The following is a 19,063-nucleotide window of genomic DNA, read 5'->3' as shown; positions in this document are numbered from 1 at the left end:
ACGCCATTGCGTGGGGTGGTCATCGGCCGCCCTCCTCTCCCAGATCGACTCCGGGGCCGACTCCGGGATCCTCCCCGAGCAGCGTCTCGGCGACCCGTTCGAGCCGCAGGGCCCGGGACGCCTTGACCAGGACGACGTCGGGACCCGCCACATTGTCGCGCAACCACTCACTGGCCTGTTCGACGGTCTCGACCCGGCGCGCCGTGCGGTCGCCACCACGCGCGTCGACCACCGCCTCGTGGATGCCGCGGGCACCGTCACCCACGGTGACCACCTCGTCGATGCCCAGGCGGTGCGCGAGCGTGCCGATCGCCCGGTGCTCGTCGTCGGCGCTGGCACCGAGCTCACGCATCTCCCCGAGCACCGCGACCGTACGGCGCCCGCCGCGCTGCCCCATCCGGGCGAGCGTCTCGAGGGCGGCGACCATCGAGTCGGGGTTGGCGTTGTAGGCGTCGTTGACCACGACCAGCCCGTCGGAGCGTTCGTGGACCTCCATCCGCCACGGGGAGAGCCGGTCGATCGAGCGCAGGCTCTCGGCGACGTCGGCCAGCGAGAGCCCGGCGGCCAGGGCCGTGGCGGCGGTGGCCGCGGCATTCATGGCCTGGTGCTCGCCGACGAGGCGCAGGGCGACGTGCTCGGTGCCCTCGTGGGTCAGGTCGAAGGACGCCCGGCCCAGGTCGTCCACCTCGACCTCGCCCAGACGCAGGTCGGACCCTGCACGGCCGAAGGACCAGGCGCGGGCCGAGGTGCGTGCGGCCATCGTGGACACCAGCGGGTCGTCGGCATTGAGCACGGCGGCACCGTCGGCCGACAGCGCCTCGACCAGCTCACCCTTGGCGATCGCGATGTTGGCCTGCGAGCCGAACTCGCCGATGTGGGCCTTGCCGACGTTGAGCACCAGTGAGATGTCGGGCGGCGCGATCTGGCACAGCTCTGCCAGGTGGCCGATACCGCGCGCGCCCATCTCCAGCACGAGGAAGCGGGTCTCGCCGGTGGCCCGCAGCACGGTGAGCGGCAGGCCGAGCTCGTTGTTGAACGACCCGGCGGTGGCGATGGTCGGGGCGGCGTCCGCGAGCACCCTGGCCAGCATGTCCTTGGCGGTGGTCTTGCCCTGGGAGCCCGTGATCGCGATGACCTTCGGACCGGGGTCGTTCTCCCACAGCCGGCGCAGCACCTGGCGGGCGAGCTCCTGCAGGGCGGCCTGCGCGTCCGGGACGACGACGCTGGGGGCGCCGGTGGCGCGCGTGCCGAGCACTGCGGCCGCTCCACCCTCGACGGCCGTGGCGGCGTAGTCGTGGCCGTCGACGTGCTCCCCCGCGAACGCGACGAACAACCCCTGCGGCTCGGGCCGGCGGCTGTCCAGGAAGGCGGGGCCGGTGACCACGAGATCGGCGTCCCCGTCGGCCACCTCCCCGCCGACGAGGGTGGCGATCTGGCCGAGCGACAGCGGGATCACGGCCGGCCCCCCAGGGCGGCGAGCAGCTCCTCGCGGTCGTCGAAGGGGTGCACCGTGCCCTGGATCTCCTGCCCGGTCTCGTGGCCCTTCCCGGCGATGACGACGGTGTCACCGGGCCCGGCCAGGTCGACGGCGTGCCGGATCGCCTCGCGACGGTCACCGATCTCGAGGACCTGGGCTCCGGCGACGCCGCGCGCCCCCTCGAGCACGGCGGCGCGGATGGCCGCCGGGTCCTCGGTGCGTGGGTTGTCGTCGGTGACGACGAGCAGGTCGGCCAGCCGCGCACCGATGGCCCCCATCACCGGTCGCTTGCCGCTGTCGCGGTCACCGCCCGCCCCGATGACGAGCACCAGCCGACCCCGGGTGAGCGGGCGTACGGCGGACAGCGCCGCCTCGACGGCATCGGGCTTGTGGGCGTAGTCCACGAACGCGAGGAAGTCCTGTCCGGCGTCGATCCGCTCGAGCCGACCGGGCACCCCGCCGGAACGCGCGATGCCCTCGCTCACTAGTCGCGGGTCCAGCCCGGCCTCCCCGGCCAGCGCGATCGCGCACAGCGCGTTGGCGACGTTGAACTCCCCGGTCAGCGGCACCCGGGTCGTGATGCGGTCCTGCGCGGGCGTCACCACGGTGAACGTCGACCCGTCCGGCTCGAGGACGACGTCCCCGGCGCGCCAGTCGGCCGCCTGTCCCGACGGCGAGAAGGTCACCATCGGCACGGTCGCCTCCTCGAGCAGCCGCCGGCCGTAGGCGTCGTCGACGTTGGTGAGCCCGCGGCGCGAACGCTCCGGGGTGAACAGCGAGGCCTTGGCCGCGAAGTAGTCCTCCACGTCCTTGTGGAAGTCGAGGTGGTCGCGGCCGAGGTTGAGGAACGCTGCGGCGTCGAAGACCACCCCGGCCACGCGTCCCATCACCAGGGCGTGGCTGGAGACCTCCATCGCGCAGGCGGTCACCCCCTGCTCGACCATCACCGCGAACAGCGCGTGCAGGTCTGGTGCCTCCGGAGTGGTGAGCGCCGTCTTCACGTCCCGCCCGGCGATGCGGGTGCCGACGGTGCCGATCACTGCGGCCGGGACACCGGTCGCCTCCAGGGCACTGTCGAGGAGGCGGGTGCTGGTGGTCTTGCCCTGGGTGCCGGTGACCGCCATCAGCGTCAGGGCACGGGCCGGCTCGCCGTACAGCAGCGCCGCCAGGCGGCCGAGCACCGAGCGGGGGTTCTCGAGCACCAGCAGCGGCGTACTGGTCTCCCCCAGCGAGGCGGCACCCTCCTCGTCGGTCAGCACGGCGACCGCCCCCTCGGCGATCGCGTCGGCGGCGTACGTCGCGCCGTGCACCCGGCTTCCCGGAAGCGCTGCGTAGAGGTCGCCGGGACGGACCCGTTGCGAGCTCAGCGACAACCCGGTGACCTCGACGGCCTCGCTGGTCGACGGACGCAGGTCGGCGCCGGTCCACGCGGCCACCCGGGCCAGCGGGGTCCGGGGCGGGGACGTCGGGCGCGTGAGGCCGTCCGGGTCGACGCCGGCCTGGCGCTCGTCGTTCAGCTCGGGCACCACCCGAGGCTATCCACGACCGTGCACCCGCCACTTGGTGGGAATCCTGGCCGGAGGCGTGTCGGTCGGCGGAACGGCGTACTTCTGCAGGACGTAGTTGAGGATCTTGCGGAACACCGGGCCGGCCGTGCCACCACCGCTGGCGCCGTCGCTGGGGTGCTTGACCACGACGTAGACGGTGAAGCGCGGCTTGTCGGCCGGCGCGAACCCGGCGAAGGAGACGTCGAGGCCACCGTCGCGGTAGCAGTTGCAGGCTCCGCCGACCTCCTGGGCGGTGCCGGTCTTGCCGGCCACGCGGTAGCCCTCGATGCCGGCGCCCGGCGCAGTGCCGACGTCCTGGGTGGTGACACCCTCCATCATCTCGGCGGTCTTGCGGGCCGCGTCGGCACTGATCACCTGGCGACGCTTCGCCGTCTCGGTGCCGACCTCCTGGTCCGACGTGGTGGTGGCCCGCCCCACGACCAGGCTGGGGGTGATCAGCTGGCCGCCGTTGGCGACGGTGTTGATGGCCGTGGCCATCTGCAGGGCGTTGACCGAGAGCCCCTGGCCGAAGGCGACCTGCGCGCGGGTCAGGGTGTTCCAGCTGTCCCGGTCGCCGAGGACGCCACGGGCCTCGCCCGGCATGCCGACGTCGGTGCGCTGGCCCAGCCCGAACTTGACCAGGTGGTCGTAGAGCTCTGCCGGCGCGAACTGGGTGGCCGCGAGCGCCGTACCGATGTTGGAGGAACGCGCGATGACGCCGGCCAGGGTCAGGTGGATGGTGCCGTGGGGGAACCAGTCACCGATCACCCGGTCGAGCACGGGGAGCTCGGCCGGGATGGTGAACCGGGTGCGCGGGGTGACCTTGCCGGCGTCGATGAGCGACGACGTGGTGAGCACCTTCTCGACCGACCCCGGCTCGTAGACGTCGCTCAGCGCCCGGCTGCCGAGGTCGTCCTTGGCTGCCTTGCCGGGCTTGTTGGCGTCGAAGGTCGGGTAGTCGGCCAGCGCGAGGATCTCGCCGGTGCGGGAGTCGAGTACGACGGCCGCGCCGGACTGTGCCTTGGCCGACTCGACGGCCGTGCGGAGCACGCGCTGGCTGAACCACTGCACGTCGCGGTCGATGGTCAGCGTCAGGTTCTTGCCGTTGACCGGGTCGACCTGGCTGTTGTCGCCGAGCGGGATCCGGTTGCCGCCACCGACCTCGTAGGTCTCCTTGCCGTCCTTGCCGGCCAGCATGCCGTTGAAGCTGCGCTCCAGCCCGCCCGACACCTTGGTGGGGTCGTTGCCGAGGTAGCCGATCAGGTTGGCGGCGACGTCACCGGCGGGGTAGGTGCGCAGCGGGTCGGGGCGGGTGTCGACGCCGACGTAGTTGTGGGCCTTGAGCTCGTCCATCGTGCTCGAGGCCAGGGTCGAGGGGATCCGCCGGGCGATGTAGACGAAGCGCGTGGTGTCGTTCTTCTTGGTCAACTTGCCGAGCAGGTCGAAGTAGTCGAGGTGCAGCCGGTCAGCGAGCAGCTTGGCGATCGCCTCGGCGTTGGGCGTGGTCCGGGTCGGGTCGGCGACGACCATCATCCCGGCCACCGACTCGGCCAGCGGCGTCCCGTTGCGGTCGAGGATCTGGCCGCGCTTGGCCGGGAGCGCGATGTTGACCAGCCCGGCGGCCTCGGCGCGCGAGGCGTAGGCCTTGGAGTCCACGCCCTGGAGCTGGAACAGCCGGGCGCCGAACAACGAGAGCAGCATCGCGATGGCGAGCAGCCCCACCCTCAGACGGACATGGGTCGACCCACGCAGACTGCCTCGTTCTCTGCGTTGGGGACGTGTCAATGCGTTGCTCCGGACTGGTCCGACTCGTTGGTGGTGTTCTTCCTATCGCCTCCGCGCGTCTGAGCCGTGGAGGTGCCGCGGGTGTCGGCCTGCGAACCCGCGGTGGACGTGGTCTGGGGGGCGACCCTGATGACGAGGGTCTTGCGCTTCAGCGACGGCGGCGCGGGGGTCGGCAGCGGGTTGATGCGCACCGAGTTCTCGCTGGTGGCCGGTGCCGGGGCACCGAGCACCCCGCCGTCGAGCCGGATGAACGCGGGCTGCCCGGGCGGGACCATGCCCAGCTTCTTGGCCGCCACCGCGAGCCGCTGCGGGCTGCGCAGGGCGTCGAGGGTCATGCTCAACGACTGCTCCTTGGCGGTCAGCGTGTTGACCTGCTCCTGGAGGGCGGTGGCCTTGAACGAGGCCTGCTGCATGTTGGTGTTGAACATCAGCAGCCCGACGACACCGGCCACCAGCATCGCGATCACCAGCACCGCGAACGGCGTACGCGCGGCCTGGGTGCGCCCGATCGCGCGCCGCGGCGGCACGACGGTCAGGCGGGCACGCTCGACGGCGGCCTCGGCGAAGCGCGGGACCCGGGTGCGGGCCCCTGCCTTTGCGGCGGTGATCAGACTGCTCATGCGGCGTTGTCTCCCCGGTTCTTGGGCCGATTGGTGGGCCGGTTGTTGTTGACGCGTTCGACGGCGCGCAACCGCACCGAGGCGGCGCGCGGGTTCTGGGCGATCTCGGCGGCGGACGCCTTCTCGGCGCCGCGCGTGACCGAGCGCAGCGGCGGCTCGAGGCCGGCCGGGACGACGGGGAGGTCCGGCGGCACCTGCGAGGTGGTACCGGCCGCGAAGGCCTGCTTGACGAGTCGGTCCTCGAGCGAGTGGTAGCTCATCACCACGACGCGGCCGCCGACGCGGATCGACTCGATGGCGGCCGGGATGGCTCGACGCAGCACGCCGAGCTCGTCGTTGACCTCGATGCGCAGGGCCTGGAAGGTCCGCTTGGCCGGGTGTCCTCCCGTACGACGGGCCGGGGCCGGGATCGTCTGGCGGAGCAGCTCGACCAGGCGCGCCGATCCGGTGAACGGCTCGGTCTCCCGCTCCCGGACGATGGCCCGCGCGATCTGGCGCGCGAACTTCTCCTCGCCGTAGCTGCGCAGGATCCGGGCCAGCTCGGCCGCGGGGTAGCTGTTCAGCACGTCGGCCGCGGTCGGGCCCTCGCTGTCGTCCATTCGCATGTCGAGGGGGGCGTCCTCGGCGTAGGCGAAGCCTCGCTCACGGACGTCGAGCTGCATCGAGGAGACACCGAGGTCGAAGAGGATGCCGTCGACGGAGGCGATGCCCAGCTCGGCGAGCACGTCCGGGATCTCGTCGTACACCGCGTGCACCAGGGTGGTGCGCCCCTCGAACGGGGCCAGCCTCGCGCCGGCCAGCTCCAGGGCGTGCTGGTCGCGGTCGACCCCGACGACGTGGGCCTCCGGGCAACGGTCCAGGACCGCCTCGGTGTGACCGCCGAGCCCGAGGGTTGCGTCGACGAAGACCGAGCCGGGGCGCTCCAGCGAGGGCGCCACCAACGCAACGACCCGGTCGAGGAGGACCGGGACGTGGGTGGGACTGCTCATCTGTTCAGGTCCCGCCTAGTTCCGGACCAGGACCGTGAGGAGAACTGCTATCCCGCAGGAGGAGAGGGCGGAGAAGGCCATCACCGCGAGGGAGTCACGCACCTCGTGGCGGACCCGCCGTGCCGGCGTGATGGTGCCTTCGCTCATCGGGTTCGACCCCCTCGCATTGCTGTGGAACGTGGTGGGTGATCACAGGGCCAGGTTCTCCGTCCGCTCGACTCCCGGGTTGGAGGGAAGCGACTCATCTGACACCGGGGAAGGTGCGTCAGAGGAGTCATGGGAGGAGCGGACGCGAGCCTCGCCCTGCGATCACCGATGTGGAGTTGTCGTGCGGTCGTGCGTGCCGGTCAGAAGCCCGGAAAGATCTCTTCCTGGAGGTTGGCGAAGGCCTGTTCCTGGTCGGCGGTGTAGGCGGTCCACGAGCGGGGCTCCCAGACCTCGATCCGGTCGTAGACCCCGATCACGACGGCATCCCGGTCGAGCCCGGCGTACTGCCGCAGCTCAGGGGTGATCGTGACCCGGCCCTGCTTGTCGGGGACCTGCTCGGTGGCCAGCGCGAACAACATCCGGCCGTAGGCCCGCAGACGGGCGTCGGTCTGGGATGCGTTCCTGAACTTCTCGGTGAACACGGCGAAGTCGGCCTTGGTGCGGATGTCGAGGGCCCGTTCCTGACCACGAGTGATCACCAGGCCCTCCTTCATCTCGTCTCGGAACTTCGCGGGGAGGAAGAGCCGGCCCTTGTCGTCGAGCTTCGGGGTGTAGCTGCCGGAGAACATCTGCTGCTCCCCTCACCCACGGTTCTGCGTCAAGAACTGCCTGTTCCCTCCACTTCGCACCACTCTACTCCACATCCCCCCACCGTCAACCACTTTCCGACCACTCGACACCCCCCTTTTCTCCCGGATCTCCCTCACCCGGAGGCCGCTTCGCAGTCCGGGACCGGATCGCCCCGGAAACAGGCGCGGTGACCGGATCGAGACCTCCGCGCCCTGTCCCAGCGCGTGGCCGGTGTGGTGGCATGGGCTTCACTTGTCGTAGGAGAGGTGCGGCGCGCCCTCGATGCAGGACCTGTGGGGCGCCGTGGAGCGTGGTGGAGAAGTGGGAGCACGGGTGGGCGAGACAGCAGACGACCGACGGGTCGCGAGGGCGGGCATGGTCGCCAGCGGCGCCGATGTCGACGAGGTCCGCGCCGTCGCCGAGCGGATCCAGACCAACATCGCCGCCGTGATCGAGGGCAAGCCCGAGATCGCCCGCACGGCACTCGTGGTGCTGCTGGCCGGTGGTCACCTGCTGATCGAGGACGTGCCCGGCGTCGGCAAGACCATGCTCAGCAAGGCGCTGGCGCGCTCCATCGACTGCACCGTCCGGCGGATCCAGTTCACCCCCGACCTGCTGCCGTCCGACGTCACCGGCGTCTCCGTCTTCAACCAGGACACCCGGCAGTTCGAGTTCCGGCCGGGTGGCATCTTCGCCAACGTCGTCGTCGGCGACGAGATCAACCGGGCCAGCCCCAAGACGCAGTCGGCCATGCTCGAGTGCATGGAGGAGGCGCAGGTCACCGTGGACGGGAAGACCTACGTCCTCGAGGCCCCCTTCATGGTGATCGCGACGCAGAACCCGATCGAGATGGAGGGCACCTACGCCCTCCCGGAGGCACAGCGCGACCGGTTCATGGTGCGGCTGTCGATGGGCTACCCCGTCGAGGCGGCCGAGATCGCGATGCTCTCGGCCCGTGACCTGGTCAGTCCCCTCGAGGAGCTCGAGCCGGTGACGGACGCCGCCGAGGTCCGCAAGCTGATCGAGGTCACCAACGGCGTGCACGTCTCCGAGGCGGTGCAGCAGTACGCCGTCGCGCTGGCCACCGCCACTCGCCGGTCCCCCGACCTGCGGCTCGGCGCGTCCCCTCGTGCCACGCTCCACCTCGTCCGTGCGGCCAAGGCGTGGGCGGCGATGCAGGGGCGCGAGTACGTCCTGCCCGACGACGTGCGCGAGCTGGTGCCGCAGGTCTTCCCGCACCGGCTGCTGCCCACGATGGAGGCGACGATGAGCGGTCGTCGTACCTCCGAGGTCGTGCAGCAGGCGCTCGTCCAGGTGCCCGTCCCGCAGGTCAGCTAGTCACTCAGGCGCCGGAGGGGTGATCGCGTGCGGGACCTGACCGTCCGTGGCCGGTGCTTCCTGGCGGCCGGGGCAGCCGCCATCATCTGCGGCATCCAGATCGGCGAGCGCGACTTCGTCCGCATCGGCCTGCTGGCCATGCTCATCCCGACGTTGGCGTGGCTGGTGCTGCGTCGTACCGAGCGCAACGTGTGGGTACGCCGCAACGTCAGCGCCCTGCAGGTGGAAGCCGGCGACACGGCGCAGGTCGAGGTCGAGATCGGCAACGCCGGGAAACGCACCGGCACCCTCCTCCTCGAGGAGGAGCTCTCCCCGGCGCTCGGTCCGCCTCCCCGGTTCGTGGTGGAGCCGATGGCGGCGGGTACGACGATGCGCCGCACCTACCAGATCTACGCCGAGAGCCGGGGCCGCTACCCGGTGGGGCCACTCCACGTCCGGGTCGGTGACCCGCTGGGCATGGTCGACTTCGACCAGTCGCTGCCCTCGACCGCATCCATCCTGGTCACTCCCCGCACCGAGCCGTTGCCGCGCATCGCGTTGACCGGGCGGTGGGCCGGCGCCGGCGACAACCGCACTCGCGACCTGCTGGGTGGCGGCAGCCCCGACGTCACCATCCGCGAGTACCGCCTCGGCGACGACCTGCGCCGGATCCACTGGCCCACGAGCGCCCGCGCCGGCGAGCTGATGGTGCGCCGCGAGGAGCAGCAGTGGCAGTCGCGGTGCACGCTGCTCATCGACAACCGCCGGATCTCGCACCGTGGCTACGGCCCTGCCTCGTCGATGGAGCGCGCGGTCAGCATCACCGCCTCGATCATGCGCAACCTGGTGGCCCAGGACTTCGAGGTCCGCCTGGTCAGCGCCACCGGTCGGTCGTCCTCGCACGGCTGGCACCAGGGCACGGGAGGGGTCAACCTCCCCGAGCAGCTCGAGCGGCTGGCGCTGATGACCATGACCAGGCACGAGCACCTGTCCACCGACTGGATCGAGGACACCGACCACGGCGGGATGCTGCTGGCCGTGCTCGGGAACCTGAACGACACCGACCAGGACCTGCTGGCCGGGATGGCGGCCGCCGGCGACTCGGCGTACGCCGTGGTGCTGGATGTCTCGACCTGGGAGCGCGGCGGACGCAGCGACCCGCCGGCAACGGCAGCACTGCGCGGCGGCGGCTGGAAGGCCACCACCCTCGAGCGCGACGGCTCGCTGCCGGCGGCGTGGATGGAGCTGGCCCGGTGACCACCCAGCTGGCCCGCCCGGTGGAGGAGGAGGCCACCTACTCCCACGAGCGGGAGGAGTGGCGGCCAGGCCCGCCGTTGCTGGGGCTGGCCACGGGCTGGATCGCGCTGTTCGCCTGGAGCGGGATGGTCGCCCAGCCACTCACCTTCCTGATCCCGACCGCCATGGTCGGTCTGGTGATGGTGCTGTGCGGCAGCGGCCTGCGGATGCTGCACCTGCCCGTCTACGTGACGCCCTTCGTCGAGGCGCTGGTCGGGTTGCTCGGCCTGAACCTGATCTTCGCCGCCCGCGACTCCTTCCTCGGGCTGGTGCCGACCGTGCACTCGATGCGCGAGGTGTTCTACGTCATCGGCAACGGCGCCGAGACGCTGAACGCCTACGCCGCTCCGGTCACGGTCAACCCGACCCACACCCGCGCCTTCCTGATGGCGTGCGGCCTGGGCGTGCTGTGGGCGATCGACGTGCTCGCCTTCGCCGTACGCCGGCCGCCGCTGGTGGCACTCCCCCTGCTCGTCACGCTCAGCGTCCCGGTGAGCATCCTCAACAACGCCCTGGCGCTGCCCGTGTTCGTCGGCACCGCGCTGCTGTTCATGCGACTGCTCGCGGTCGAGCACGTCGACAAGATGTGGTCCTGGGGCGGGCGGCGGGGAAGGACCCGACCGCGGCTGGGCGTCCTCTGGCAGGTCTCCGTCGCGGCGGTACTGATCGCCCTGGTGGTGGCCCCGCTGGTCCCGGTCGCCGACCTGCTCAACCGCGACCGCGGCGGCCTGGGCGACGGCAACGGCACCGGTGGCCAGTTCGAGCTCACCACCGTCAACCCGTTCATCCGGCTGCGGCGCGACCTGGTCGCCCAGACGCACACCCCGCTGGTCTACGCGACGACTGACGCGACGGAGACCGGCTACCTGCGCACCACGGTGCTCGACCAGTTCCGGGACGACGAGTGGCGGCCCTCGTCGCGCGACCTGCCGAGCGACAACACCGCCGACGGCCCGTTCCCCAACCCGCCCGGGCTGGGTCCGGGCATCGGTGGCACCACGAACCACTGGAAGCTGCAATTCGCCCCCGACTTCGGGACCACCTGGCTGCCCTTGCCCTACCCCATCCGCAGCCTGAGCGTGAAGGGCTCCTGGCGCTACGACTCCCGCACGCTCGACGTGGCCTACGTCGGCGGGTCGGCGCCCTCTCAGCTGAGCTACGAAGCCACCTCGTTCACACCGGACATCACCGCCAAGGTGCTCGACTCGGCCGGACCGGCACCCAGCAAGGTGCGGCGCTCGATGACTGCGCTGCCCGACAACCTGCCACCCGTGGTGAACGAGCGGGCCGTGGAGGTCACGCGTGGCGCGACCACGGACTTCCAGAAGGCCATCAAGCTGCAGGACTGGTTCCGGCGCGACGGAGGCTTCCGTTACTCCCTCGACCAGCGCAGCGGGTCCGGCATGGACCTGCTGGCCGCCTTCATCACCACCGACCGGGTCGGGTACTGCGAGCAGTTCGCCGCCGCGATGGCCGCGATGGGCCGCGCACTGAACATCCCCTCCCGGGTCGTCGTCGGCTTCCTGCACGGCGAGTCGCAGCCCGACGGCCGGATCGTCTACACCAGCGACGACCGGCACGCGTGGCCGGAGATGTACTTCGGCGGCGTCGGCTGGGTGCGCTTCGAGCCGACACCCGGCTCGCGTGCCGGCGCCACCCCGGCCTGGACGCGGCAGTCCATCAACGCCGCCGACCCGAGTGCGGCGCCCAGCAGGACCACCTCGCCGAGCCGGGCGCCGGACGTGCCGACCTCGAGCATCGACACCCAGAGCGGCAACGACGGTGGCTCGTCGATCCCGTGGTGGCCGTTCGCGGGGCTCGGCCTCGTGGTCCTGGTGGGCGTCGGTCCGGGCGTGCTGCGCCGGGCGCAGCGCCGTCGCCGCCTCGGTGCGGTCGACCCGGTGCACCTGGCCGAGGGGGCCTGGGCCGAGCTGCACGCCACCGCGCTCGACCTCGGGCTGGACTGGCCCGAGCAGCGCTCCCCCCGCGAGCAGGCCCGCAGCGTGGTGGGGCAGGTGTCCGGCGCCCAGCCCGAGGCGGTGGCGTCGCTGGAGGGATTGCTCGTGCAGGTCGAGCGCGGACGCTACGGCCGGACGACGTCGGACACGCTCGTCACCGAGGTCGAGCCCGAGGTGCGCTCACGCACCGTGGAGACCGTGGACTCGTGGCGGCGGGCGATGCTCGGCACGGTCGACCGCGAGCGCGGTTGGCGGGGTCGGCTGTGGCCGGTGTCGTTGCTGCGCGGGTCGCTGCTGCACCGGCGTCGCTAACGGTCCGCTGGACGGTCCGGGTGGGGATGCTGGAGGCCGGAGGCTCTCAGTAGCCCTCGTTGCGCCGGCGCTCCCAGCGCTGCTCCATGCGTTGCATGAAGGTGCCCTGCTTGGGGGCCTTGCCCGAGGAGCGTGGTCGGCGCGGCTGCTTGCTGCCCGTCGTGCGCCGCAGCTTGCGGGGGCGGCTGGCGCGACCGCCGTCGATCACGTCGAAGCGGTGGGGGTGGTCGTCGAAGTCGAAGAGCTGGTCCTCGCTGTGCTGCGGCTGCACAGCGGGGGCGTGGCGACCACGCCAGGAGGCCAGGCCGAGGGTGGCCGAGCCGACCATCACCACGAAGCCGAGGACGCCGAGCCAGATCTGTCCGGAGACCGCTCCACCCATGAGCATGGCAATGCCGACGACGAAGACGACGGCAGCAGCGATGGTGCGCATCCGCGCCATGCGTTCCAGGGAGCTTCCCCGAAGCGTCGAGACGAACTTGGGGTCCTCCTGGGCAAGCGCCTGCTCCATCTGCTCCAGCAGACGGAGTTCCTCTTCGGAGAGCGGCACGACTTCCTCCCGCGGTGACGGTTCCCTTATGAGTCTAGGCAGGCTCTGGTCAACTCGGTAGACGGGATCAGGAAATCGTGATCTATAACTTTTTGGCACCCCCGAACCGGGTGACACCCGCGTCGGTGCTGATCACGGTCGGTCACCGATCAGCAGCGTGGCCCGGCGTACGGCGCCGCCGCCGAAGCGCAGCGCCGCCGCATCGGTGGCTCGGTCGGCCTCCTCCCAGCCTCGTTCGCGGGCCCCGAGGACGAGCTGGCGCTGCACCTGCCCCCGCGGAACCAGCCCCTCCACCCGCACCCCCACCAGGCGGATCCGGGCCCGCTGGAGACCGAGGGCGTCGAACAGGCCGGCCGCGGTCGCATGCACCTCGCCGGTGACGTCGGTGGCGTCGCCCAGCGTGCGGGAGCGGGTGATCGTGGTGAAGTCGGCGAAACGCACCCTCAAGGTGACGGTGCGACCGGCCACGCCGGCGGTCCGCATCCGCCGGGTCACCTTGGCCGAGAGCCGCAGCAGCTCGCGCATCACCACGGCCCGGTCGTCGGTGTCACGGCCGAAGGTCTCGTCGGCCCCCATGCTCTTGTCGGGCTCGTGGGTGCCGCGCCGCGCCGCGACCACGCGCCGGTCGGTGCCCCAGGCAAGGTGGTGGAGCTGCCCGCCGAGAGCCGCCCCGAGCCCACGCTGCAGCGTGGCCACCGGGGTGTGCGCGACATCGCCCACCGTGCGTAGCCCGAGCCGGTGCAGCTGCTCGCGGGTCTTCTCCCCCACGCCCCACAGCTCACCGACGTCGAGGGGGTGCAGGAACCGGGTCACCTCGCGCGGGGGTACGACGAGCACCCCGTCGGGCTTGGCGCGCCGGCTGGCCAGCTTGGCCACCGAGACCGTGCCGGCCACACCGACCGAACAGGTGATCCGCTGCTCGTCGGCGACCCGGGCCCGGATGTGCTCGGCGATGGACAACGGACTGCCGAGCCGTCGGGTGGCGCCGGAGACGTCGAGGAACGCCTCGTCGAGCGAGACCGCCTCCACCAGCGGAGTGACCTCGCGGAAGATCTCCATCACCGACGAGGAGACCCCGTCGAAGTCGGTGTAGTCGGGTGAGAGCACGACCGCGTCGGGGCACATCCGACGAGCACGAGTCATCGGCAGGGCGGAGTGGACGCCGTACTTCCGGGCCGGGTAGTTGGCCGCCAGCACCACTCCCCTGTTGCCACCGCCCACGATGACCGGGACATCGGCGAGCTCGGGCCGGTCCCGGATCGCCACCGAGGCGAAGAAGGCGTCCATGTCGACGTGCAGGATCGGGCAGTCCCAGGAGCGGTCCTTCATGGGTGACCTCCTGGGGCGATGCTGGGGCGTCCGTGGGGGCCGGCGCTGGGGGGCCGTCCGTGGGGGCCGGTGATGGGCGTCGGCACACTCCGGGGGGCGCAACCACCCCTTCGCTCGTTCCTCACGAAGGGGGGCCAGTCCCATCCACGCTTCCCCCGGAGGCGCCGCCACCCATCACCGGCCAGCAGACGGCCGGGGGGCCAGCCGCCGACTCCGCCTCTCACCGGCCGCCTGCGGCGGGCAGACCCGCTCCTAGCGGGTGGCGATGACGTGCAGCTGGCTGGCCAGGGTGAGGTACTCGGGGCGGTCGGCGACTGCTCGCTCGAGCTCCAGGAGCGCGGCGTTCGCGCCGGGTTCGAGGTCGAGCAGGGAGGAGGGCACGAGGTCGGCGAAGACGCGGATGCCGTGGGTCGAGGACGTGGTGAACCCGGCCGTGCCGAGCAGCTGGGCGACCTCCTCGGCGGTGAACCGGCGCTCCCCACGGTCCTTGGTCGACTGCTTGGCCGACTGGTCGCCCTCGAGGATCTCGCGGGCCTGGACGAAGTGACCGGCCATCGCGCGGGCGAGCACGGCGGCGTGACGCTGGTTGACCAGCAGCGACAGGGCGCCGCCGGGACGCAGCACCGAGGTGATCGTCGCCAGGGCGCTGGCCGGGTCGTCGACCAGGCCGAGCACGCCGTGGCACAGCACCAGGTCTGCCACCTCGTCGGCAGCGTCGGGGGCGAGCTCGCGCAGGTTGCCGAGGTCGCCCTGGAGGCCGGTGATCCGGTCGGCCACGTCTTCCTCGTCGGCCCGGCGGGCGAGCGCGGCGAGGGCGTCGGGGCTGGGGTCGACGACGGTGACCCGGTGGCCGAGGCCGGCGAGGCGTACGGCGAATCCGCCGGTGCCGCCGCCGATGTCGAGGACACGCTGCTCGCTGGAGCCGTCGAGCAGCGCCCGGACGGCGTCCCAGACGACCGCGGTGCGGGCGGCGGTACGGCGTTCGAACGGGCGGTCCATGGGCCCAACCCTAGGGGGTGGCCGCAGCCTCTCGGCCGTCGCGAGCGTCGTCCAGCGCGTGCGATGGCAAGGCGGAGGAAGGAAGGCGTGGTGGATACCACGTCGACTGACGACAACGCAGCCAGCGTGCGTGATGGGCGGCGCGTAGCAGGCCATGGAGGCTGCGGCCGCCCCCTGTGGGGCTGTTCTTCCTGGCTCATCCCGCGCTCCCGGGGCTGCGGTGCCACAGCTTGCGGGCCACCTGGCCGGTGACGGCCCCGGTCGAGTCGCCGGCCGGCTTGATGTCGGCGTACGGCGACATCCGGAACCCGCTGGTGTGCACCATCACCCGGCTGGTCCCCTGCGCCGGACCGACACCGAAGCCCTCCGGAGTCCGGTCGATCTCGGCGTGCACGGCGGCCATCCCCTCGGCCTTCCAGAGGTCGTGCAGCGTGCCGAGGTCCCAGGCGCCGGTGGCACGCAGCGAGACCCCGCGCCGGCCGGTGCGCCGCAGCTCACCGCGCACCACCAGCAGCCAGGAGCCGAACACGGTCGCGGCGTAGGGCCCCTGCACGTCCTCGAAGAAGGTCGCGTCGACCGGGCCGGTGGCGTCGTCGAGGGTCAAGAAGATGACCCGGCGCCCCGACCTGATCGGCGGTGTCTGGGTGGCCACCTTCACCCCGGCCACCAGCAGCTCGCTGCGGCTGCGGGCATCGAGCAGGTCGACCGAACGGGTGACCCCGAGCCGGTCGAGGAAGGGCGCGTGGAATTCGACGACGTGGTGGCTGGCGTCGAGACCGAGGATGTCGAGCTCGGCGCGGACCCGGTCGGTGTCGGTCATCTCCGGCAGCCCGCTCACCTGTTGGCGGTCGGTGGCACCGAGGTCGAGGGCGAGCTGCACCGAGGCGTCGCCGGACTCCGCCGACGCCGGCCGCGACCGCGGCAGCCCGCGGGCACGCCCCTTGCTCGCCCGCGACGACGCCCGCTGGAGCCGGTCGAGGTCGCCGATCTCCAGCAGCAGGTCGCGGCGGGTCACCCGGTGGCGGCGACCGGTGCCGGCGGTGGTGCCGATGCCGTAGACGGTGTCGAACGCCCCGGCCTGCACCAGTCGCTCGACCACCGGGCGGGAGACCTGGGCGCGCTGCCAGAAGTCGGTCAACGAGGCGTACGGCGCCCCGTCGCGGGCGGTGACGATGCGGTGCACCTCCCCGTCGTTGATGCCGCGCACCTCCCCCAGCGCGATCCGGATGCCCCAGCCGTGACCCATCCAGGCCGGACCGTCCCCCTCGTCGCCCGGGATCGGCTGGTCCACCGTCGGCAGCGTGCGGTAGATCCCGCCCCGCGGACGGATCCGGTCGGTGGTCGCGGAGATGCGCGGGTGGCTGGGCAGCGGGGTGGCGTCGGGCAGCTTCTCCACGGCGTACTCCGCCTGGCTGGCGTTGACGTCGAGGCCGAGCACCGAGATGCCGAGCTGGCGGGCGTCGTCGAGGATCAGCCGCTTGGGGTACATCCCCGGGTCGTGGGTCAGCACCCCGGCCAGGAAGTGGGCCGGGTAGTGCGCCTTGAGCCAGGCCGACTGGTAGGTCGGCAGCGCGAACGCGGCGGCGTGGGCCTTGCAGAAGCCGAAGGAGGCGAAGGAGGCGATCACCCTCCAGAGCTCGTCGACCACCGGCAGCGGGTAGCCGCGGCCCAGGGCCCGCGGGTAGAACCACGTCTTCGTCTCGGCCATCCCCTCGGTGTCGCCGAGCGCGCGGCGCCACTCGTCACCCTCGGCGTAGGAGACGCCGGCGAACTCGGCGATCATCTCGATGACCTGCTCGTGGTAGACGACCACGCCGCGGGTGCGCTCGAGGATCGGACGCAGGTCGTCGTGGAGGTAGCTGACCTCCTTCCAGCCCTGCTTGACCTCGAGGTACGGCGTGATCATGTCGCTCTTCACCGGCCCCGGCCGGAACAGCGAGATGTCGGCGATGATGTCCTCGAAGGTCTCGATGCCGGACTTGCCGACCAGCTCGCGCTGACCGGGCGACTCGATCTGGAAGACGCCGAGGGTCTTGGCGGCCGAGATCATGTCGTAGGTGCGCTGGTCGTCGAAGGGCACCTGCACCTCGTCGTCGAGGTCGATGCGATGCCCCTCGGTGCGCTCGATCTCCTGCACGGCGTGGGCCATCGAGGACTGCATCCGGATGCCGAGCACGTCGAGCTTGAGCAGCCCGAGGTCCTCGACGTCCTCCTTGTCGAACTGGCTCATGGGGTAGCCCAGGAAGCTCTGCTCCACCGGGGTGCGGTCGAGCAGCGTGGCGTCGGAGAGGAGTACGCCGCACGGGTGCATCGCGATGTGGCGGGGCAGGCCGTCGAGGCTCTCGACGAGCCGGAAGAACATGTCGAAGGTGCCCCACTCCCCAGCCGCCGCCTCCCGGGCCAGGCCGGTGGCGCGCAGCTCGGGCAGGTCGCGCAGCGCCAGCCGGGCGTCGCGGGCGCGGATGTGCGGGAACGCCTTGGCGATGGCGTCGATCTCTCCCACCGGCATGCCGAGCGCGGCCCCGACGTCGCGGATCGCGTGGCGCACCTTGTAGGTGTCCATCATCGAGACGGTGGCGCAGCGTTCCTTGCCGTAGCGATCGAGGATCGCGTCGTAGACCTCCAGCCGCCGCGCGGACTCCACGTCGATGTCGATGTCGGGCAGCGAGCGTCGCAGTGGCGAGAGGAACCGCTCCATCAGCAGCCCGTGGCGGATCGGGTCGATCCCGGAGATGCCGAGCAGATAGTTCACGATGCTGCCCGCCCCCGACCCGCGGGCGGCACTGCGGATGCCGAGCTCGCGGATCATCTGCGTGACGTCGCCGACGGTGAGGAAGTACGACGCGTAGCCGAGCGTGCGGATGGTCGCGAGCTCGTCGTCGAGCCGCTTCCAGATCCGCTGGCGTGGGGCACCCCCGTAGCGCCAGCCGATGCCCGCCTCACACCTCTTTCTCAGCTCGGCGTCGGCGGGGGTGTCCCATCCAGCGGCGGTCACGGGGCTTCGGGACACCCCGGGGCGCGCAACCACCCCTTCGCTCGTTCCTCGCGAAGGGGGGCCAGTCCCATCCACGCTTCCCCCGGCGGCCCCGAAGCCCCGTGACCGCTGGAGGGACGGGACACCCCCGGTCGAGATCTCGAACTCCGGGAAGTGCACTTCTCCGATGCCGAGGTCGGTGCGGGGGTCGAGGACGCACTGGTCGGCGACGGCGCGGGTGCGGGCGAGCAGCTCGGTGGCCGACCGCTCGGACTCCCCCAGCCCGGCGTAGCGACAGATCTCCTCGGCCACCTCGTGCATCTGCTTGCCGGACTTCAAGAACCCCTCGGCGTTGCGCCGGTCGAGGTGGCGCAGGTCCATCGGCACCAACCGCCTGGCCGCATCGAGTACGTCGGTCGTGGGAGCGTCGAGCCGGTCGGCGAAGCGGACCGCGTTGGAGAGCACGACCGGCAACCGGGCCCGTCCGGACCGGGCCAGGCCCGTCATCCGGGCGGCATGCGGTGAGGACCCCGGGCCGGAGCCGGGCAGCCGGTGGGAGACCACCTCGACGGTGAGCTGGTCGGGACCGACCAGGTCGAGCCACCGCTCCAGGACCTCGCGGCCGAGGTCGTCGCGCCGCAACGTGGCCGCGTGCCCCAGCTCGGAGGCCGGACCGAGCAGCACCCGGACGTCACGCCCGGCGACGTGCTCGGCGACCAGCTCGGGCGAGCAGACCGGGGTGCCGCGCTCGCCGGCGGCGTGGGTCGCCGAGACCAGCCGGCACACCGCCGCCCACCCCGCCCGGCCGCTGGCCAGGAAGGTCACCCGGGGCAGCCGTTGGTCGCGGGAGGCGCCGCCCCGGGTGGGAGTGCGTGTCGGCGCCGGCGCCCGCTCCTCGTCCCCCGAGCGAGGAGAGAACGCCAGGTCGACGCCCAGGATCGGGCGGACGCCCATCGCCGTGGCGGCCTTGGCGAACCGGACCGCGCCGTAGGTGCCGTCGCGGTCGGTCAGGGCGAGGGCGTCCATCTCCTGCTCGGCGGCGCGTTCGACGAGGACGTGGGGGTGCGAGGCGCCGTACTGCAGGGAGTAGCCGGAGGCGACGTGGAGGTGGACGAACGGGTCGGACAACGCAG

General features: G+C 71.9%; 14 protein-coding genes. 3 read left to right on the top strand and 11 right to left on the bottom strand.

Going from position 1 to position 19,063, the window contains the following annotated elements; all coding sequences use genetic code 11:
* Nucleotides 1-19: 19 nt before the first annotated feature.
* The 7 genes from murF to mraZ form a co-directional block, all read right to left on the bottom strand.
* On the bottom strand, nucleotides 20-1,456 hold the full coding sequence (murF, locus tag H976_RS0123385) for a UDP-N-acetylmuramoyl-tripeptide--D-alanyl-D-alanine ligase (RefSeq protein ID WP_027863493.1): 1,437 nt from the start codon (nucleotides 1,454-1,456) through the stop codon (nucleotides 20-22).
* A complete protein-coding gene (locus H976_RS28285; protein ID WP_369759048.1) occupies nucleotides 1,453-2,913 on the bottom strand; it encodes a UDP-N-acetylmuramoyl-L-alanyl-D-glutamate--2,6-diaminopimelate ligase in 1,461 nt (486 codons plus the stop codon). Before H976_RS28285 ends, murF begins: the two co-directional genes overlap by 4 nt.
* A 99-nt stretch (nucleotides 2,914-3,012) precedes the next feature.
* Nucleotides 3,013-4,746: a penicillin-binding protein 2 gene (locus H976_RS28280; RefSeq protein ID WP_231389030.1), complete on the bottom strand. Its 1,734-nt coding sequence runs from the start codon at nucleotides 4,744-4,746 to the stop codon at nucleotides 3,013-3,015.
* A 59-nt stretch (nucleotides 4,747-4,805) separates the two neighbouring features.
* Complete coding sequence (locus tag H976_RS29325; protein ID WP_051277404.1) at nucleotides 4,806-5,429, bottom strand: hypothetical protein; 624 nt, start codon at nucleotides 5,427-5,429, stop codon at nucleotides 4,806-4,808.
* Nucleotides 5,426-6,418 (bottom strand): 16S rRNA (cytosine(1402)-N(4))-methyltransferase RsmH, encoded by a 993-nt coding sequence (gene rsmH, locus H976_RS0123365; RefSeq protein ID WP_027863492.1) that lies wholly within the window; start codon nucleotides 6,416-6,418, stop codon nucleotides 5,426-5,428. Before rsmH ends, H976_RS29325 begins: the two co-directional genes overlap by 4 nt.
* Before the next feature lie 15 nt (nucleotides 6,419-6,433).
* On the bottom strand, nucleotides 6,434-6,565 hold the full coding sequence (locus tag H976_RS30970) for a hypothetical protein (RefSeq protein WP_255337331.1): 132 nt from the start codon (nucleotides 6,563-6,565) through the stop codon (nucleotides 6,434-6,436).
* Between the two features lie 200 nt (nucleotides 6,566-6,765).
* Nucleotides 6,766-7,194, bottom strand: a complete 429-nt coding sequence (mraZ, locus tag H976_RS0123355; protein ID WP_027863491.1) for a division/cell wall cluster transcriptional repressor MraZ — start codon at nucleotides 7,192-7,194, stop codon at nucleotides 6,766-6,768.
* Between the two features lie 376 nt (nucleotides 7,195-7,570).
* Here mraZ and H976_RS0123350 point away from each other — a divergent pair, with 376 nt between their 5' ends.
* The 3 genes from H976_RS0123350 to H976_RS0123340 are packed head-to-tail and all read left to right on the top strand — an operon-like array spanning nucleotide 7,571 to nucleotide 12,078.
* Nucleotides 7,571-8,533: a MoxR family ATPase gene (locus H976_RS0123350; protein ID WP_027863490.1), complete on the top strand. Its 963-nt coding sequence runs from the start codon at nucleotides 7,571-7,573 to the stop codon at nucleotides 8,531-8,533.
* 27 nt (nucleotides 8,534-8,560) lie between these two features.
* A complete protein-coding gene (locus H976_RS0123345; RefSeq protein WP_027863489.1) occupies nucleotides 8,561-9,769 on the top strand; it encodes a DUF58 domain-containing protein in 1,209 nt (402 codons plus the stop codon).
* Complete coding sequence (locus H976_RS0123340; protein ID WP_027863488.1) at nucleotides 9,766-12,078, top strand: DUF3488 and transglutaminase-like domain-containing protein; 2,313 nt, start codon at nucleotides 9,766-9,768, stop codon at nucleotides 12,076-12,078. Before H976_RS0123345 ends, H976_RS0123340 begins: the two co-directional genes overlap by 4 nt.
* Nucleotides 12,079-12,124: 46 nt before the next feature.
* Here the strand turns inward: H976_RS0123340 and H976_RS0123335 are convergent, their stop codons facing one another.
* The 4 genes from H976_RS0123335 to H976_RS0123320 all read right to left on the bottom strand — a co-directional run bounded on the left by H976_RS0123335 (nucleotide 12,125) and on the right by H976_RS0123320 (nucleotide 19,058).
* Nucleotides 12,125-12,628 (bottom strand): DUF3040 domain-containing protein, encoded by a 504-nt coding sequence (locus H976_RS0123335; RefSeq protein WP_027863487.1) that lies wholly within the window; start codon nucleotides 12,626-12,628, stop codon nucleotides 12,125-12,127.
* Nucleotides 12,629-12,760: 132 nt separating this feature from the next.
* Nucleotides 12,761-13,957 carry a DNA polymerase IV gene (gene dinB, locus H976_RS0123330; RefSeq protein WP_027863486.1) on the bottom strand — a complete coding sequence of 399 codons (1,197 nt, stop codon included), beginning with the start codon at nucleotides 13,955-13,957 and terminating at the stop codon, nucleotides 12,761-12,763.
* A 252-nt stretch (nucleotides 13,958-14,209) separates the two neighbouring features.
* Nucleotides 14,210-14,956: a methyltransferase domain-containing protein gene (locus tag H976_RS0123325; RefSeq protein ID WP_027863485.1), complete on the bottom strand. Its 747-nt coding sequence runs from the start codon at nucleotides 14,954-14,956 to the stop codon at nucleotides 14,210-14,212.
* A gap of 196 nt (nucleotides 14,957-15,152) precedes the next feature.
* A complete protein-coding gene (locus tag H976_RS0123320) occupies nucleotides 15,153-19,058 on the bottom strand; it encodes a DNA polymerase III subunit alpha (protein WP_027863484.1) in 3,906 nt (1,301 codons plus the stop codon).
* Between the last annotated feature and the right edge of the window lie 5 nt (nucleotides 19,059-19,063).

Source organism: Marmoricola sp. URHB0036 (genome assembly GCF_000426045.1).
Lineage (GTDB): Bacteria > Actinomycetota > Actinomycetes > Propionibacteriales > Nocardioidaceae > Marmoricola.
This window is presented reverse-complemented; position numbering and strand designations above follow the sequence as displayed.

What these genes read in the sequence shown, in the direction of transcription:
- H976_RS29325 (WP_051277404.1), bottom strand. Translation starts at nt 5,429, where the DNA reads ATGAGCAGTCTGATCACCGCCGCAAAGGCAGGGGCCCGCACCCGGGTC.
- rsmH (WP_027863492.1), bottom strand. Translation starts at nt 6,418, where the DNA reads ATGAGCAGTCCCACCCACGTCCCGGTCCTCCTCGACCGGGTCGTTGCG.
- H976_RS30970 (WP_255337331.1), bottom strand. Translation starts at nt 6,565, where the DNA reads ATGAGCGAAGGCACCATCACGCCGGCACGGCGGGTCCGCCACGAGGTG.
- mraZ (WP_027863491.1), bottom strand. Translation starts at nt 7,194, where the DNA reads ATGTTCTCCGGCAGCTACACCCCGAAGCTCGACGACAAGGGCCGGCTC.
- H976_RS0123350 (WP_027863490.1), top strand. Translation starts at nt 7,571, where the DNA reads ATGGTCGCCAGCGGCGCCGATGTCGACGAGGTCCGCGCCGTCGCCGAG.
- dinB (WP_027863486.1), bottom strand. Translation starts at nt 13,957, where the DNA reads ATGAAGGACCGCTCCTGGGACTGCCCGATCCTGCACGTCGACATGGAC.
- H976_RS0123325 (WP_027863485.1), bottom strand. Translation starts at nt 14,956, where the DNA reads ATGGACCGCCCGTTCGAACGCCGTACCGCCGCCCGCACCGCGGTCGTC.